Source organism: Alteromonas abrolhosensis, assembly GCF_001953635.1.
In the GTDB taxonomy this organism is placed as follows: domain Bacteria; phylum Pseudomonadota; class Gammaproteobacteria; order Enterobacterales; family Alteromonadaceae; genus Alteromonas; species Alteromonas abrolhosensis.
The window spans coordinates 281,336-298,906 of sequence record NZ_MEJH01000003.1 but is presented as its reverse complement, the minus strand read 5'-3'; the positions used below and the strand labels follow the sequence as shown (position 1 = coordinate 298,906).

Sequence of the window (17,571 nt, the reverse complement as noted above, 5' to 3'; positions counted from 1 at the left end):
GAATAATATTCGACCCTTTTTTATGCGGTAGGGAAAAGTACCTGGGGTAAAAGGTCAGACATTGACGCCATTTTTCCTTCTGCTTCTAGCTGGTTCCAGTAGCGTTTAGTTTTTAATATCTCTTCCTTTATCGATAGAAAGCAGTCGACCATGGTGGGGTCGAAATGCACGCCAGCGCCTCGTTTCAGGTGATCAAAGGCATCATCGTCTTCCCACGCTTTTTTATAAGGTCTCTTCATGGTGAGGGCATCGAAAACATCTGCGATAGACACTATTCGAGCACTTTCGGGAATGGCTTCGCCTTTCAAGCCATTAGGATAGCCAGAGCCATCCCACTTTTCGTGATGACATAGCGCAATTTCAGCGGCAAGGTTAAACAGCGGCGTATCGCTTTGAGACAGAATCCGGTGTCCTATTTCTGCGTGGGAGCGCATAATTTCCATTTCACTTAAGGTTAAACGACGTGGCGCCTTCAGGATTGCGTCGGCAATACCTATTTTTCCTGTGTCGTGCATGGGCGCAGCTTGAGCAAGCAAATATGCTTTTTCGTAAGACCACCCATAGGCGAGGGCCAGACATTGACTGTAAGCAGCCATACGCCAAACGTGGTGGCCTGTATCAGTATCATTGTAGTGACCTGCGGCAGCTAACATGCTGATGGCACTTTGTTGGCTTCTGCTTAACTCTTCGGTGCGCGCCGCTACAAGGTTTTCTGTTACTCGCATCTGATTGGCCAAACTGAGGTGGGTTTTGACGCGAGCTAGAGTAATACTCGGTGAAACGGGCTTAGTAATATAATCAACCGCTCCCAGCTTAAATCCTTTTTCCTCATCTTCTCCCTGTGTCAGCGCAGTAACGAAGATAATGGGAATTCGGCTGAGCGCTTCATCAGTTTTAAGTTTTTTGCACACTTCAAACCCGTCTATACCTGGCATCATAATATCGAGTAGAATTAAGTCGGGAATGAACTGTTGGGTAATTTTTAATGCTATCGCCCCTGAAGAAGCAACTTTAACATCGTAATAAGGGGCTAATATTCCCAGCAGTATGTCAATATTTGCCGGTTCATCATCAACAACCAATATGCTGAATCTGTGTTCTTTACTATGATGATTATTCATCGGTGATATCGCCTATAAGTTGCGTAATAACCTCTTGAGCACTCTCGAAATCATAAACAGTCGCAAGCTGTTTTAGTCGGTTAATTTTATGCGCGTATAAAGACTCGCTGTAGTTAGCTGCTAATGAATTTATGTATTCAACAGCTTTAGCATCATAAGCTTTAAGTGCATCTTCTACGTTACGTAACCTCGATAGCAGTGTTTCTGTATCTAGCTTGTAATCGCTTTGGTCAGTGGCAGCGCTACTCTTATCAATACTGTGAGCAATTAAGCGCAGCGTTGCGTCTAACTGATAAGATAATTGAGTAACCTGCTTAGCGTTAACGGCTTCAGGTCTTTCCCGCGTTTCAATAAGCGGGAGTAAACTTTGCTCAAGTGTTGTAGCACCAATTAGCTGGGCGTCTTTAAGCAACGTACCTAACAGTTGAGAGGAATTGTCTTGGGCATGGAAAATATCAAGTAACTCAGACATAACGCTACGTTGGCTGTAAGTTTTGTAAAATGTAAGCATAGACGAAACAAATTCATCCATTGCATTGGTAGGATTTATTTCTACGTAGCCGGAATGAATATGGCTGTCGATAGTATGAATGATTTCATCAGCAGTAGCGGGCTTTACTAAGTGTTGGCACATCCCTGCGATAAGCGCCTTTTCTGAAGCCTCCGGTGATTCGTCGGCACTCAATGCAATAATTGGCGTAAACCACCCGTCTCTTTGTGTGAGTTGTTCGGCGACTTCATAGCCCGATATGCCTAGTAAGTAGCAATCTAGGAGTATGGCGTCAAATCTCGTTACCTCACACAAGGAAAGGGCCTGTTCACCGGACGAGGCGGTTACTACGTTCATACCCAGGTCAGACAGTATCTGTTGACTTATTTCCACACTGATAGGATCGTCGTCTACTACAAGCACTTGTTTGTTTAGAAGACGCCTTGTTCGCCATTTTTTGCTTTCAAGTCCTTCAGTGGTTCGCTTTCTCAATAATAATTTGTGAGGAGATAGCGCAGAAATGAGCTCGGTATCGGTAAACGGTAGTTCAATGATACTAGTGTTAGATGGAAGTAAGCTTCCCATTCTTTTTTGTACGTCTTGCTTATTAAAGGGGCTGATCAAAATATTAAAATTCAGCGCCTTGTATTCACCAAATTGTAGGTGTTTGATAAAGCTGTTCCAGCTTTGCTCATCGTGTGGCAAAAATACAATGGTTTGAGTAGACTTGGTCGGTAATAGACCCTCCGCTTGGTCGACTATCTGGCAATGGATATTGTATCGGTTCAATGTCGAGGCAAGAATTTCACACCCTTCACGGACGCTTTCGTGTGTTTGAATACACAGCACTTTTTCAGGGACTGATACGGGTAGTGTTGCGTTTGTTCCTTGCTCCTCATCTGCACAAACAGGCAATGAAAATGAAAAGCAACTTCCTTCTCCTACCTTACTTTCAAGTGTTAATTCGCCACCCATGAGTTCGACCAGCCGCTTGCAGATGGCGAGCCCCAGGCCCGTACCGCCATATTCTCTGGAAATTGAGGCATCTGCTTGAACAAAGGCCTTAAATAGCTTCGATTTTACCTCGTCATTAATTCCCATGCCGGTGTCGGACACGCTGAACATTAGTTGATTATTGTGCTTTTCAATTAATAGAATAACGTGTCCAGTGGCGGTAAATTTAATGGCATTACTTAAAAGGTTAAGCAGTACCTGGTAAATCTTCTCACTGTCGCCGTGACATTCGGTGTTGGTATTGCAACGAATATCGAACAGAAGCTGAAGTTGCTTCTGCTGCGCTTTGACCTGAAACACTTGTGCAAGCTTGTCGATGGTTTTTGTTAGTGTGAACGGTTCATCGACAATGTCTATTTTGTTAGCTTCTACTTTGGAAAAGTCGAGAATACTGTTTATCAAGTCCAAAAGCGCTGTTGAGCTGCGCTGAACTTTCTCTAAGTACTGCTGGCGCTGCTCATTGTCTTTAGATTCGAGAGCTAAGTGAGTAAGGCCGATAATGGCGTTCATCGGCGTTCTAATTTCGTGACTCATTGTGGCTAGGAAGTCACTTTTAGCCTTGTTAGCACTTTGAGCTTCGTCATAGGCTTTATGGAGCTTTTGCTCAACGGCTTTTTGGCCACTTATATCGTTGAATACACCAACATGCCCATCTGGGGTTCCATGCTTATCGAGTAAGGGCACGGCAACTATTGATATGGGAAACAGGCGTCCGCGCTTATTAGTGAAGAAATCTTCGTACGATGTGTATGACTGTCCGCTCCTGATGGTGAGATTGACAGGGCATTGCTCTCTTGGAAGAAGAGTGCCATCTCCTTTTTGATAGTGGACCGTATCGTGAAAGCGTCTGCCTTCCAACTCCTCAAGCGTCCAGCCTAACAACTTGGATGCAGCTGGGTTAAGAAACTGTGTTTTGCCTTTCCCATCCACGGCATATACGCCTTCGCCAATACTGTCTGTAATACTTTGATGGAAAGCGCGGTCGTCTTTGAGTTTTCTGGCTAAACGCTTTTGCTCAGAAATATCGGTACAAATAACGACAAGCCTGTTTACCCGTTTATCAAATTCAACGACGGGCACCACAGTGGCGAATACGGTCCATGGCATATTGATTTTTGTGTAACTATTAAGCTCACCTTGCCAAATCTCTCCTTTAACAAGCGACCTTACTATTTCGATTTGTTCCTCAATAGAGATATTGTCTACGCGGAAAATGGACGTATTATTTCCGATAAGCTCATCGCGAGAATAGCCAGACAGTTGGCAGCACTTGTCGTTCGCGGTCAGCAATGTTCCCTTCAGATCGATCGTAGCCACTATCCCATGCTTATCCATTGCCCTGCGTTGCAGGATTAGCTCATTATTTGCTTCTTTCTGCTCGCTAATCAGCTCAAACATTAAAGACGACAAATCGGAGAGGTTAGTGAACTCTTCGTCGATAAGCGGCTTATTTCTTTCATTGAGCAACTGATTGACTGCTAGCCTTAGGGTTTCAACAACCTTCTGCTGGTCGTTGTATTCCTGACGAATCCTTTTGTTTACTTCAATGAGCTCTTCGGAGCTTATCTGTAAGCTTCTATCTCTGAGTTTAATGTCTCTTTCATGGAAGGCGTACGCTTCTTCGATACGAGGTATAAGCTTTGCTAAGCCCTGCTTAATGTTTGTATCACTTAAGTTGTTCGAGCTTTGTTTCTCTGAAGTAAGGCTTTCAAGCCAAAGCTCTATGGGCAGTTTGTCGTCAACATTAAATGCCCGTCTTAGCTGTCGCTCTAACAACAAATTCAAGGTTTTTCCCTTAACAACATAATAGTGAGTGTTTGATTGTGTAATTCACAGTGAGAGGTGTTGGACGATGGGCTAACTTCGCCGTAGGAGTAAAAGCCAGCAATACTGGTATTCTTAGGCAATCTGCGACCGATTTCCTCAATCTCTTCTTCGACTCGGTCGCCCATGACCAGCTTGCGTCCTACGCAGCTAGTAACAAGTGCCAACGATTGAGATTCACCCGACTTGATGGTTTTTGAGAGGGGAGAAATAGCCTCAAGTGCACCGCTTATAAGGTCGTCTGTTGACGCGTGCATCAAACGCAAATATTGGTTTTCATTAACTTCGCCCGCCAATATTAAGCTTTTTGCTTCTTCGTCAATGCCCAGAATAGTTCTTATAATTCCAGTAGGAGTACCGGCCTCGTTAAGCACTTCGAAAGGAAATAGAAGCCCGCTAGCAGGCAAGTCCTTGGCGTATTCACCCAAATAGTTTTTATAGATATCCAAGGCTGGTTTATTGTCTAATGCGAACAGTTCATTCGCCTTAGCGGAGCTCACACTTCTGGCGGGGCCAAAAGAACGCCAACCGCCATGAGCACTATATTCGAATGAAAGCTGGTCTCCATAAAATGCGACTGCCACAACGCTTCTGGTACTTACTCCGTGGTTGTGCATAACGAAAGTTTGCTCGAACGAACCATTGTCACCCGCAAGCCCTCCGCTAATACTTACGCCTTCAGGTAAGTTCTCGGTTAACCCTTCAATGAGGGCTGAGCCATTAATGTCGATGCCCGGGGCAAGTAAGTATATGCCTTTCAGGCCGTTTTTTTCGATTTTGCGTAGCAGCGCAGCGCCTGCACCGTTGGAGTGCTGCATATCGGCAAGGTGTGTTTCGTACACCTTCACCTGAGCGTTAGATTCGAAGCGGATCGCACAAATGGAAATACAAGATTCAAGAACTCTTGTCCCAGATATCTCGCCTGCCGTGCTACACCCAATCACATTAGGACAAACATCTTTAAGGGTAGTGTAGAGTTGTTCTTGTTCAAAAAAGGACGCTGACGCAAACGCAATAAGTAGCGAGGGAGAAAAGGCTTTTAGCGCCGCACTCTCCGACTTTAACGCATCTAAATTGTCAAAAAATAGTGTCTTGGAAATCATGGCAAAAAGAGAATATGTGCGACTTATCTAAGTTATAGTAAGAGCTGCACTTTTTTACAATTCTTAGCCGTCATCCTTTGGTAGCAATAAACTGATTTTTAACGTAAAACGCCGTCGCCAAAGGAGCCCTAGCGACGGCTTAGTGGTTACGCCGAACGAAGCTCTCTGCGCAAAATCTTGCCAACGGTAGATTTTGGAAGTTCTTCTAATATCGTAATCGACTTCGGTATTTTGTAATTGGTGAGGTGCTGCTTACAAAAATCGACAACGTCCTGTGTAGAGACTTCATTTGAAACCGTGATGAAAGCACACACTCGTTCACCGGTTTTTTCATCAGGTTTACCCACCACCGCTGCTTCCATCACGCTTGGGTGTGAAGTAAGTACATCTTCAATCTCGTTAGGATAAACATTAAACCCAGAGACAATAATCATGTCTTTTAATCGGTCTACAATTTTAATAGCGCCAGATTCCGTGCGAATTCCAATGTCTCCGGTTTTAAAGAAGCCGTCGGGAGTCATCACTTTGGCTGTTTCGTCATCTCGGTTCCAGTAACCCAGCATTACCTGTGGGCCACGTACTGCAATCTGCCCTGATTCACCATTTGCAACAGGTTTATCAGAACTATCTAATAACGCCACTTCAGTGCCTTCAAGTTCAAGACCCACGGTTCCAATTTCTTCTTTACCTGGAATATTGAACGAGACAACCGGGGCGGTTTCAGATAATCCATATCCTTCAGTTATGGTGTTGCCAGTGACGTCTCGCCAAATGGAAACTGCAGCTTGTGTAAGGGCGGTGCCACCAGACATGGTGAGATGCAATTTAGAAAAGTCCAGTTTTGCAAATTCAGGGTGTCGACCAAGGCCTACAAAAAGGGTGTTGATACCCATGAATGCTGAAATTTTGTGGGGTTTAAGCGTTTGTATAAAACCGTCTATATCACGAGGATTTGGAATAAGAATAATATGCGTACCTTTCGCAAAAAGTGCCATCATGCCTACGGTGAATGCGTATATATGATAAAGCGGGAGCGGGCATACCAAGACTTCTTCACCATCTTTAAAGCCTTCACCAATGCGGTCAAGCATCTGAATACAGTTAGCCAGCACATTCTTGTTACTTAACGCTGCGCCCTTAGATACGCCTGTTGTACCTCCGGTATACTGGAGCATGGCAAGATCATCTAAATCAATAGTTGGGCGCTCGAATGAAGGAAGGGTATCTCCTATCTCAATCGCTTTTGTGAAAGAGACAGTGCCATCGAGTTGAGGAGCAGCGCTAGGGTCGAGAAGTTCTGTAGCTGAAGTAGTGACAACGGTTTCGATGCTGGTGTCATCTTTTATACTTGTAAACTTGGGAAGCAAATCTCCAAGAATGACCAAGGCTTTTGCTCCGCTATCAGTAAATTGGTGTTTCATTTCGCGCTCGGTATAGAGCGGGTTTGTGTTAACCACTACAAGGCCAGCGCGCAGCGCCGCATACACCACGATAGGATTTTGAATTAAATTAGGAAGCTGTATAGCGACTTTAGTGCCAGGTGAGAGTTTTGCCTCGTGTACAAAGTAGCGTGCTAATGCAGATGACTTACGGTCTATTTCAGCAAACGTAAGAGTTTGCCCAAGTGCCGTATACGCAGGCCTGTCGGAGAACTTTTGCAAAACGCCTTCAATGTAGTCGGCTAAACAGGTCACGTTATCGGGATAAGTTATCATGTTGCTTGTTCCTAGTAAGGCAAAGTGGAGTAGTTGTTTGTACCTTACATTAGCAAACTTAACTTTTCATTTACATCTGTGTTAGGTTATTAAGCATTATAATTTTCACTTATTAATTGTTTGTATAACTATTACTTAAGTAGCTGTATACCCCGCCGGCACAAATACCTGCAAAGCATTGAGCCAAAAGGCCAAGAGTGGAACGTGCGCCTGCGATAAGCGTTACATTTAATATGGGCTGCATGGCCAAGAGCATTAGAAGAAAAGACAATCCTCCTGCGCTCGTGAAAAGCGTAAATCGAATGCTAGACAAACGCTGCTTTGAAATACGAGAACCCGTGCGGTTAACGATAAAGTGAGTTATTAGAAATGCCAGCAACAAGGTGGCAGCAATAATAACGCCATAGGTAGGTAAGAGACCGAGTAGGTCATGCCATATCATGAATAACCAATCGTTAAGGGTTAACTTAACTTCAATGCGCAACAGCCCAATTAAAACAGCACTAGAATGAAACACACTTGCCAGCAAAAAGCCGACAGCCCATGATGGGATAAACTGGAAGATAGCGCGTCGTATTAGGTTGTTCATGCTTTATAGTCCGAGATCTGATGAACAATGCATTACATAACGAGTAACAAAGCTCAGCGGGGTCTATTTATGTTTAGTGAGGCAATAGGGTATACCTTAGTATGATAAATAAAAGAGGACAATCATAATGAAGTCATGGCGTGCATTTTATAGTCTATTGGTGTTGGCTTCATGGGGAGGTGCGCTGTCACCTGCGTTTGCCTCAAACACTACTGCTGCTGTTGTTTCTGAGAATGCCCCCTCTAAAAGCACAAGCACACAGCAAGTTGATGTTGAGAAGTTTGCTCAGCAAGTAGTAACCGAGGATGTTATTGCTTCACTACTGTTTCCAAAGGCCATAGCAACCGTAATAGACAAGTCGCAATCAAAGACCCACATACTGATAGTAACCCGAGACGGTGAACTGGTAATTGTCGATAATAAAGGGGAAAGTAAGCGATTTCCCTTGATGCTCGATAACTTGTATACCAAAGGGCAGGGAGGCGTTCTAGACATTCTCATCCCTTCGCAATTCCCTGATGACAGTAATGTGTTACTGAGCTACTCCAAAGGCAGTGATCGCGCCAATCGCCTTGCTGTAGTGAAAGGTCAGCTTTCCCTTACTTCTGGTATAACCAATCTTCAGCCCGTTTTAGAAGTGGCACAAACCAAAGACACGCCTGTCCACTATGGTGGAAAGCTACTTCAACTTGAGGGGAGCGCCTTAGGCGCAACACACGGGTTTTTGGTCACGACAGGAGATGGCTTTGATTACCGGGAGCAAGCGCAAGTTATAAGTTCGCAGCTTGGGAAAGTGTTGGGATTTACGATAGACGGCGAGCCGTTAGTTAATCATCCTTTTCCTGAAAATCCGTTCATTTTTACCGTTGGACACCGCAACCCTCAAGGGCTTGTACAGGGCAACAATGGCCAGATATTTTTGCATGAGCACGGACCGGATGGTGGCGATGAAGTGAACCTTCTTCAACAGGGCGCCAACTATGGTTGGCCCGTCGTTACGCTTGGGAAAGACTATTCAGGCGCTAGGATCTCGCCTTTTAAAACCTACCCCGGCATGACGGATCCCATTGTAAACTGGACACCGTCCATCGCACCCTCGTCTATGCTTTACTATACCGATTCTCAATACCCCATGTTGACCAACAGCTTACTTGTCACCAGTTTAAAGGCGAAAGCGCTGTATGTAGTTAAAGCAGTGTCGAACGCCTATACTTCTTCAAGGGTTTTCGATGAATTGGGCGAGCGGTTACGAGATATTGCAGTTGACCATAACGGGAACATTCTTCTTTTAACTGACAGCGAGAATGCGAGGGTGATTAAACTGTCGCCAAAAGAAGATTAAGCATTCAAAAGCGCTAAAAATGAAATTTTGTTTCAAAATTGATGGTAATTTGTACTGGTAGCACCATAAATAAAATGAATGTCTGTCATAAGTGCAACACTATTATTTATCTTTATTGGTCAAACCATTCTTATAATTAATGACTATGGTTTTCTCGCACAATAATCATAACCTACTGAAAATTATGGTTTAATTTTTATTTAGATAAAGGGCGCTTTTTTATGCCTTTTGTAACGCCTCCTTTCATTACCATTCTTTAGCGGCGTGATTGCCAGCCTGATTACTTTCAGTCATTACGTAACGGGCAAAAATCGGTTAAAATATCCCTCATTTTTATATGCGTATAGCTAAGACCGACTTAACACTACGCCCAAGTAAAACTAAGACCGAGAGAACTATATGAGTTTGTATTCAGAATATCTGGCAGAGATCGAAACCCGTAAAACGGAACTAGGTCTTAACCCTAAGCCAATTGACAGTGCTGAGCTGCTGTCTGAAATTATTGCTCAAATCAAAGATACAACAAACGAGCATCGCGAAGACTCTCTAAAATTCTTTATCTATAACACGCTACCAGGTACTACACCTGCTGCTGGTGTTAAAGCACAATTCCTAAAAGAAATTGTACTTGGCGAAGAGAAAGTAGAAGAAATTACGCCTGAATTCGCACTAGAGCTGCTTTCACACATGAAAGGTGGCCCGTCTGTAGAAGTGCTATTAGACCTGGCACTTTCTGACAACGAAGCAGTTGCAAAGCCAGCTGCAGAAGTATTGAAGACTCAAGTTTATCTATACGAAGCTGATACTGAACGTCTAGAAACAGCGTTTAAAGCGGGTAACGCCATTGCTAAAGACGTACTAGAAAGCTACGCAAAAGCGGAGTTCTTCACCAAGCTTCCTGATGTTCCAGAGAAAATTGAAGTAGTAACTTACATTGCTGCTGAAGGTGATATTTCAACTGACCTTCTTTCTCCAGGTAACCAAGCGCACTCTCGTGCAGACCGTGAACTTCACGGCCAGTGCATGATTTCTCCTGAAGCACAGCAAGAAATTGTTGAGCTTGGAAAAAAGCACCCTAACGCCAAAGTAATGCTAATTGCTGAAAAAGGCACAATGGGTGTAGGTTCTTCACGTATGTCTGGTGTGAACAACGTTGCACTATGGGCAGGTGAGCCAACAAGTCCTTACATTCCTTTTGTAAACAAAGCGCCAATTGTTGCTGGTACTAACGGTATCGCACCAATCTTCCTTACTACCGTAGATGTAACTGGTGGTATTGGTCTTGACCTTAAAAACTGGGTCAAGAAAACAGACGAGAACGGCGAAGTAGTTCGCGATGCTAACGGCGACCCAGTGCTAGAAGAAGCTTACTCTGTTGCAACAGGTACCGTACTAACTATCGATACTAAAGCGAAAAAGCTTTACAACGGTTCACAAGAGCTAGCAGACGTATCTGCATCATTTACTCCTCAGAAAATGGAGTTCATGAAAGCGGGTGGTTCTTACGCAGTAGTATTCGGTAAGCAGCTACAATCTTTCGCAGCACGTACTTTAGGTGTTAAAGCGCCAGCGGTTTATGCACCGTCGAAAGAAGTGTCTCACGAAGGCCAAGGTCTAACAGCGGTTGAGAAAATCTTTAACCGTAATGCAGTAGGCGTAAACTCAGATGCACCGCTTCACGCTGGTTCTGACGTTCGCGTTAAAGTTAACATCGTAGGTTCTCAGGACACTACGGGCCCAATGACTTGCCAAGAGCTAGAGTCAATGGCGGCTTCAACAATTTCTCCAACAGTTGATGGTGCTTACCAGTCGGGTTGTCACACGGCGTCGGTATGGGACAAGAAAGCGCAGGCTAACATTCCTAAGCTAATGTCTTTCATGAACAACTTTGGTGTAATCACTGCGCGTGACCCTAAAGGCGTTTACCACTCAATGACTGACGTTATTCACAAAGTGCTTAACGACATCACAGTAGACGACCGTGCAATTATCATCGGTGGTGACTCGCACACGCGTATGTCTAAAGGTGTAGCATTCGGTGCTGACTCAGGTACGGTAGCGCTAGCGCTTGCGACAGGTGAAGCGGCAATGCCAATTCCAGAGTCTGTGAAAGTTACCTTTAAAGGTAAAATGAAAGAGCACATGGACTTCCGTGACGTGGTTCACGCTACTCAAGCGCAAATGCTTAAGCAGTTCTCTGGCGAGAACGTGTTCCAAGGTCGCGTAATTGAAGTACAAATTGGTACGCTATTAGCGGATCAAGCGTTCACATTCACTGACTGGTCTGCAGAAATGAAGGCGAAAGCGTCAATCTGTATCTCTAACGACGAGACAATGATTGCGTCACTTGAGCTTGCGAAGAGCCGTATCCAGATTATGATCGACAAGGGCATGGACAACGAAGCGAAGATGCTTCAGGGTCTTATTGACCTTGCTGACAAGCGTATCGCTGAAATCAAGTCGGGTGAAGAGCCAGCGCTTGCACCAGATGACAACGCTAAGTACTACGCAGAAGTGGTTATCGACCTAGATCAAATCGATGAGCCAATGATTGCTGACCCGGACGTAAACAACGAAGACGTATCTAAGCGTTATACCCACGACGTTATCCGTCCAGTTTCTTACTACGATGGTAAGCCTGTAGATCTAGGCTTTGTTGGTTCTTGTATGGTTCACAAAGGTGACATGCAAATTATCGCACAAATGCTGCGTAACCTAGAGAAGCTTAACGGCTCTGTAGAGTTCAAGGCGCCGCTAGTTGTTGCGCCACCTACATACAACATCGTTGATGAGCTTAAAGCAGAAGGCGATTGGGAAATCCTTCAGAAGTACGCAGGTTTTGAATTTGACGACGCTAAGCCTAAAGAAGCGGCGCGTACTAAGTACGACAACATTCTTTACCTAGAGCGTCCTGGATGTAACCTATGTATGGGTAACCAAGAAAAAGCTGAGCCAGGCGACACAGTAATTGCGACGTCTACTCGTCTTTTCCAAGGTCGTGTTGTAGCTGACTCTGCTGAGAAGAAAGGTGAATCACTACTTGGCTCTACGCCGCTAGTAGTACTTTCAACGGTTCTTGGTCGTTTCCCGACGACAGAAGAGTACAAGCAAGCGGTTGCAGGCATTGACCTAACTAAGTTTGCTCCTCCTTCAGAAGACTTAGCAGTTAAGCCAAAGTTTGAAGCTGATGTAGCGGTTAAGCGCGTATAAGCACCTAACGCTTTCAAAAACATTTAAAAGCCCCAACCCCGGTTGGGGCTTTTTTGTACCCGAAACAAAAAATTGGGGTCAGAGTACATTAATAGGGTAATAAACCCTGCGGTAGCCAGCTAGAAATAATGGGGTCAGAGTACATTAATAAGAGTACATTAATACGATTGCAGGCCTAGTGGTACACAGCTAGAAATGTACTCTGACCCCATTACTTTTGTTGTAGGATTGAACAATACCGCTAAGCTACTACACTGAAGCGATATAGTGGTTGTTTTGTTCATTGTGTACTAGGGAAAGGTAACCTATGAAAAATTTAACGATATTCTTCTTCCTGCTCGGGTCAGCCATTTTGTTGGGGGGCTGTAGCACCACCAGTATGGTTCATACCGATAAGTGCATTGAGCAAGTAAACAAAGACGAAATTAACAGCGCCGAAGTGGCAAACACACGTTTGCAACATTGCCTTGATGAATCATATCAGGTTAGAAGAGCCGAGCGCTCCACAGCTGGAGCACTTTTCGGCGACCTTATGGTGGCCATTTTGGAACGTGCATTTACTAGTAGAAATTAAGTTGTCTAAAAATTGGGGTCAGAGTTAATTATTGAGAAAAGTACTCTGACCCCATATTTTTTCTGCAGAGTTGCTGTTTCGTACTTATACTGAGTTATCAGACATTTAATAATTATTAGAACGCCTAATGCCGAAGCAGTACATTACAGAGCCTGAATCACTTGGTGAAATTACCACCGCCTTGCGAAGTGCAGGTTTTAAAATTCTGCTGGTCTTTTCGTTACTTATTTTGGTCGTGATCGTCATCGCGCAACCCCAAAATGTTTATGTCGCGTCTTTTTTTGGTTTGTCCTGGTGTGCAATATCTATTGCAGGGATTTCGTTACCTAACTATAGGGAATGGTTCGCAAAGTTGTGGGCTGTACTCACTATCCCGGTGGCGCCCTACCTCGTCATAAGCAATGGACTTTTGCCTGCAACCTTGGTTCCTATCGCCACAATATTCCCTATATTGTTGCTTTCAAATGGATGGCGTGTGAGTGCGATGGTCGTCCTAGCGAGTTGCACGTTCTTAGTGCCATTTTTTGATGGTGACTATGACGAAGGCTTGTGGCTGAGGCTGTGTGTCACTAATCTGGTCGTATCGCTACTTATTTATGCACTTGCCAGCCAACTGGAAAAGGCACTGGTTGAGAGTAAAGAGAAAACGCGCGAATTAAACCGGGCGCTTGAAAGCGAAAAGCAGGCGTCGGCGGCACAGTCTAGGTTTCTCGCTACCATGTCTCACGAAATTCGTACGCCACTAAATGGAATATTGGGGCTTACTGATGTAGTGCTTTTCCATGAAATCTCGGAAAATGCTCGGCCTAATTTGGAGAAAATCCAGCGTTCAGGGCTCTCCCTTAATCGCATTTTGAACGACATATTAGATCTCTCCAAACTGAATGCTGGGAAACTCGCGCTAGAAACTATTTCCTTTGATTTAAAAACGACGGCCAAAGATTGCGTTGCTTTCTATGCGCAACTTGCAAAGAACAAAGGTATTTCACTGAGAATTAATGTAGATAAAACACTGAATACTAGTGTGGTGGGAGACGCAACGCGCCTCTCTCAAGTGCTCAATAATTTAGTGAGTAATGCGATAAAGTTTACACATCAAGGAAGTGTGACGCTTACTTTAGATAAAGGAGAAACCTCATCAACTCACCAAATTGTCAGGTTTTCTGTAAAGGACACAGGTGAGGGAATTGATGCATCTGAACAAGAACGGGTTTTCGAAGCGTTTACGCAAGCCAATAGCAGCATTAATAGAGTGCATGGGGGAACAGGGCTTGGGTTACAGATAGTTAAAAGCCTGGTCGAGGCAATGGGGGGCGCGGTATCTTTAAAAAGTGCAGTGGGTGAAGGGAGCGAGTTCTACTTTGAATTACCGTTCGAAGTTGCAGATAAAGTGGTATCTACTCGCGAGACAAATATGGCCCCGTCGTTCTCGAACCTCACCGTTCTGGTGGCCGAAGATAACGATATTAATCAGGTAGTAGCCAAGTCTTTACTTGAGGATACAGGACTTAACGTAGTGCTTGCTAATACCGGTAAAGAAGCGGTAGAGCTTGCGCAAAGCCAACCTTTCGACCTCATTTTAATGGATTTGCATATGCCGGAAATGAATGGTTCGGAAGCTGCGTTAGCACTGCGACAGGCAAACATCACCATTCCCATTGTTGCGTTCACAGCGGCGGTGGTGGTAGAAGAAATAAATAAAGCGTTAGCGTCCGGAATGAATGGGTATCTTACAAAACCGGTCAATAAAACGGAATTACACGCTATGCTGATTAAGTATTTACACCCTGATATGCCTACCGATAATTCTCAGATTGCCAAAGCCGTTCATACCGAGTAACGTTCCTTTTGAAGCGTTGCTCGCTTCACTCCCCTTGTTTTAGAAAAATTAAAATAAAAACGCGCTTGTTCAAATTGAGTAAACATTAAAATTTGAGAAACAAGAATTAGTACTCGATGTATGCAAGCGCCCTATAAAAGGATTTAAGTTTGAAGTCACAAGTTTATACTATTATTGCCGTACTCATTCTTGCTTTACCAAGCCTTTCAGTGAAAAGCGAGACAGGTAATAACAGTCTGCGTTACGAACTGAATATAGAGAAACTCCAATCTAAAGTGTTGAACGAACAGCGAGAAGTGGTTGTTCAGCTTCCTAAAAGCTATGCCGAAAACCCCGACAAGAAATACCCCGTTATTTATCGACTAGATGGTGCGGGCAATCTCACTATGATGAATGCAGTGCTAGAATCGCTTCAATCTCAGAATGCTGCACCGGAAGTCATTATAGTCGCCATTGAAAACACCGACCGTCTTCGCGATCTATACCCCACGGCGAATGAAGATCCAAACGGGCCCGTAGGCTATGGCGGTGGTGGTGCAAACTTTCTTTCCTTTATAACCACTGAGCTTATGCCAATGGTAGAGAAGAAATATCGCGTGCATGACTTTCGAGTGATAGAGGGTGCATCAGCCGCAGGCGTATTTGCGTTGTACGCACTTACCCAGAAGCCTGAACTTTTTAACGCCGCGCTGACTTACAGTGCTGCTGTGTGGTGGAACTATGGCGCATCAGCAAAAAGCACGGTTGCATTTTTAAAATCTGCCAATCTCTTAGACCACTTCATTTACACGTCTATCGGCAACGAAGGCGCGCCCATGCGCCCTTACTATAACGATATGATTTCTGGAATGCGGACAAACCAACCTGCCGGATTGAGATGGGAAAACGAAGCTTACGAGGGTGTTACACATAATTTGGTTTCAGCTGCTTCAACCTTTAGTGCTTACCACCATTTGTTCTTGTCAGCCTATTTAACCCCGCAGCAGTACAGTGGGAATATTAATAGCATCGACGAATATTATGCCCGTGTTTCAAAACAGCGGGGCGAGAAACTTGAAGCGCCGGAGTGGGTCATACGCGAGTTGGGCTATCACTATGTTCGTGCACAAAACTATGACCAGGCCATTTCCCTGTTCAAGCACGATATTGCTAAGTATCCTCAAACGCCAGATGCACACAACGGCCTGGCGTACGGATACGAGCAGATGGGGGAATATAAAAAGGCGCTGGAAAGCGTGAATAAGGCTCTAGCTCTTTCCACACCTGAGTACGATGGCCATAAGGTCTATGTAAATAGGCAACAACGCCTTCAATCGTTGCTTAAGGAATAGTTTAAGTGAAGCAAAGGCGCGTATTTGAACAGCTAATCTGGTATGTAAATGCGGCTGTAATTGTTGTAATTACAGCAAGTATAAGCGGCTGCAGTATGTTTACTAATAAGCAAACGGAACACTGCATTGAGCAAGCCAACAGCACAGATTTACATAGAGTTAAACTCCCGATGAGGAGCTAAATGCTTGTCTGGAAAATTACCAATTACAGCGTGACAATGAAAGAACAACAGGTGAAGCCATTGTTGAAGATGTAATTTTTGCCATTCTCGATATCGTTACTGACTAATACCGTTTCCCCTCACCAAATACGTTCTTTTGTTCAGTTAAAAAAGCGTCGAAGGCAGAGTAATTTACTCTGCCTTCTTTGTTTTCGCTTCTTTTCTAAAAGCGTTAAAGCAAGGTTTAACGATTTTGAGGAAGCTTCAATGCGATATTTTCTGACTGCTGTAAGTGTATTTTTAATCACTGCTATTGCTAACGTTAGTGCAAAGCCCAAGTTCGATGTTGTCGAAGGGCTGCAGCTTGCTAAGCAATACAATCAAAACCGCACAGTTATTAACGTGGCTGACTATTGGGTTAGTGAGAAGCTAGACGGTATTCGCGCAAGGTGGGACGGCACCGAGCTACGTACTCGCAACGGGAACAAGATATACGCGCCTGCGTGGTTCACGACTAACTGGCCAGAAGCAACTATCGATGGTGAACTCTGGATAGCGAGAGGGAAGTTTGAGCTTACGGCTTCCATAGTTCTTTCTAAGTTGGCGAACGTTGAACCTCACTCTTTAGGCAGCCATTTATCTGGCACTGAATCTACAAAAGGCGCTAAATCTGTAGCGAGCCACGAATTAAGTAGCCGCTGGTCTCGGGTTAGGTTCATGGCTTTCGACATGCCTGCGGCGGGCATTTCCTTTGATAAACGACTTAGCGCGCTCAATCGTATAGGCAAAGTCACCGCTAACCCAACATTTGCCGTAGTTTCTCAGTTTAAACTGGCAACCCTCGATGCGCTTGAAAGAAAACTAGATGAAGTAACGCAAGGCGGTGGGGAAGGGTTAATGCTTCATCATGGAGAAGCGCTATACGCAGCCGGTAGAAGTGATGATTTACTTAAAGTAAAAAAATTTGAAGATGCAGAAGCAAGGGTGCTTGCAATACTTCCGGGGAAAGGGCGGTTTAAAGACATGATGGGCTCGCTTCTAGTCGAAACGAGAGGTGGCATTCAATTCAAACTGGGAACGGGCTTTTCAGAGAAAGAGCGCCAAGCGCCCCCCGTCGTTGGCAGTTGGGTAACCTTTAAGTTTTATGGTGTGACGAAAAACGGTAAGCCGCGGTTTGCGAGCTACCTTAGGACTAGGCCATTGTCTGATTTGTCTTTGACCGACATGCCTTAGTAGTATGCCTGACCTTTTGAACAA

11 protein-coding genes are annotated in these 17,571 nt (G+C 44.5%); 6 read left to right on the top strand and 5 right to left on the bottom strand.

Annotated elements, in window-relative coordinates:
* Positions 1–20: 20 nt before the first annotated feature.
* The 5 genes from BGK61_RS03420 to BGK61_RS03400 all read right to left on the bottom strand — a co-directional run bounded on the left by BGK61_RS03420 (position 21) and on the right by BGK61_RS03400 (position 7,856).
* Positions 21–1,121, bottom strand: a complete 1,101-nt coding sequence (locus BGK61_RS03420; RefSeq protein WP_076011215.1) for a response regulator — start codon at positions 1,119–1,121, stop codon at positions 21–23.
* A complete protein-coding gene (locus BGK61_RS03415; RefSeq protein ID WP_076011214.1) occupies positions 1,114–4,410 on the bottom strand; it encodes a PAS domain-containing hybrid sensor histidine kinase/response regulator in 3,297 nt (1,098 codons plus the stop codon). Before BGK61_RS03415 ends, BGK61_RS03420 begins: the two co-directional genes overlap by 8 nt.
* Positions 4,407–5,552, bottom strand: a complete 1,146-nt coding sequence (locus BGK61_RS03410) for an FIST signal transduction protein (RefSeq protein ID WP_076011213.1) — start codon at positions 5,550–5,552, stop codon at positions 4,407–4,409. The genes BGK61_RS03415 and BGK61_RS03410 overlap by 4 nt, the downstream gene beginning before the upstream one ends.
* Before the next feature lie 146 nt (positions 5,553–5,698).
* The gene (locus BGK61_RS03405; protein ID WP_076011212.1) at positions 5,699–7,267 is read right to left on the bottom strand and encodes an AMP-binding protein; all 1,569 of its coding nucleotides are present in this window, start codon (positions 7,265–7,267) and stop codon (positions 5,699–5,701) included.
* 112 nt (positions 7,268–7,379) lie between these two features.
* On the bottom strand, positions 7,380–7,856 hold the full coding sequence (locus BGK61_RS03400) for a hypothetical protein (RefSeq protein ID WP_076011211.1): 477 nt from the start codon (positions 7,854–7,856) through the stop codon (positions 7,380–7,382).
* A 127-nt stretch (positions 7,857–7,983) separates the two neighbouring features.
* On the opposite strand from BGK61_RS03400, the gene BGK61_RS03395 reads away from it, so the two are divergent.
* The 6 genes from BGK61_RS03395 to BGK61_RS03365 all read left to right on the top strand — a co-directional run bounded on the left by BGK61_RS03395 (position 7,984) and on the right by BGK61_RS03365 (position 17,547).
* Positions 7,984–9,198 carry a PQQ-dependent sugar dehydrogenase gene (locus BGK61_RS03395; RefSeq protein WP_076011210.1) on the top strand — a complete coding sequence of 405 codons (1,215 nt, stop codon included), beginning with the start codon at positions 7,984–7,986 and terminating at the stop codon, positions 9,196–9,198.
* Positions 9,199–9,597: 399 nt separating this feature from the next.
* Positions 9,598–12,408 carry a bifunctional aconitate hydratase 2/2-methylisocitrate dehydratase gene (locus BGK61_RS03390; protein ID WP_076011209.1) on the top strand — a complete coding sequence of 937 codons (2,811 nt, stop codon included), beginning with the start codon at positions 9,598–9,600 and terminating at the stop codon, positions 12,406–12,408.
* Positions 12,409–12,715: 307 nt separating this feature from the next.
* Positions 12,716–12,982 carry a DNA ligase gene (locus tag BGK61_RS03385; RefSeq protein ID WP_076011208.1) on the top strand — a complete coding sequence of 89 codons (267 nt, stop codon included), beginning with the start codon at positions 12,716–12,718 and terminating at the stop codon, positions 12,980–12,982.
* Between the two features lie 127 nt (positions 12,983–13,109).
* The gene (locus BGK61_RS03380; protein WP_076011207.1) at positions 13,110–14,822 is read left to right on the top strand and encodes an ATP-binding protein; all 1,713 of its coding nucleotides are present in this window, start codon (positions 13,110–13,112) and stop codon (positions 14,820–14,822) included.
* 149 nt (positions 14,823–14,971) lie between these two features.
* Positions 14,972–16,153 (top strand): alpha/beta hydrolase-fold protein, encoded by a 1,182-nt coding sequence (locus BGK61_RS03375; protein ID WP_076011206.1) that lies wholly within the window; start codon positions 14,972–14,974, stop codon positions 16,151–16,153.
* Between the two features lie 428 nt (positions 16,154–16,581).
* Positions 16,582–17,547 carry a DNA ligase gene (locus BGK61_RS03365; protein ID WP_076011205.1) on the top strand — a complete coding sequence of 322 codons (966 nt, stop codon included), beginning with the start codon at positions 16,582–16,584 and terminating at the stop codon, positions 17,545–17,547.
* The last annotated feature ends 24 nt before the right edge of the window (positions 17,548–17,571 follow it).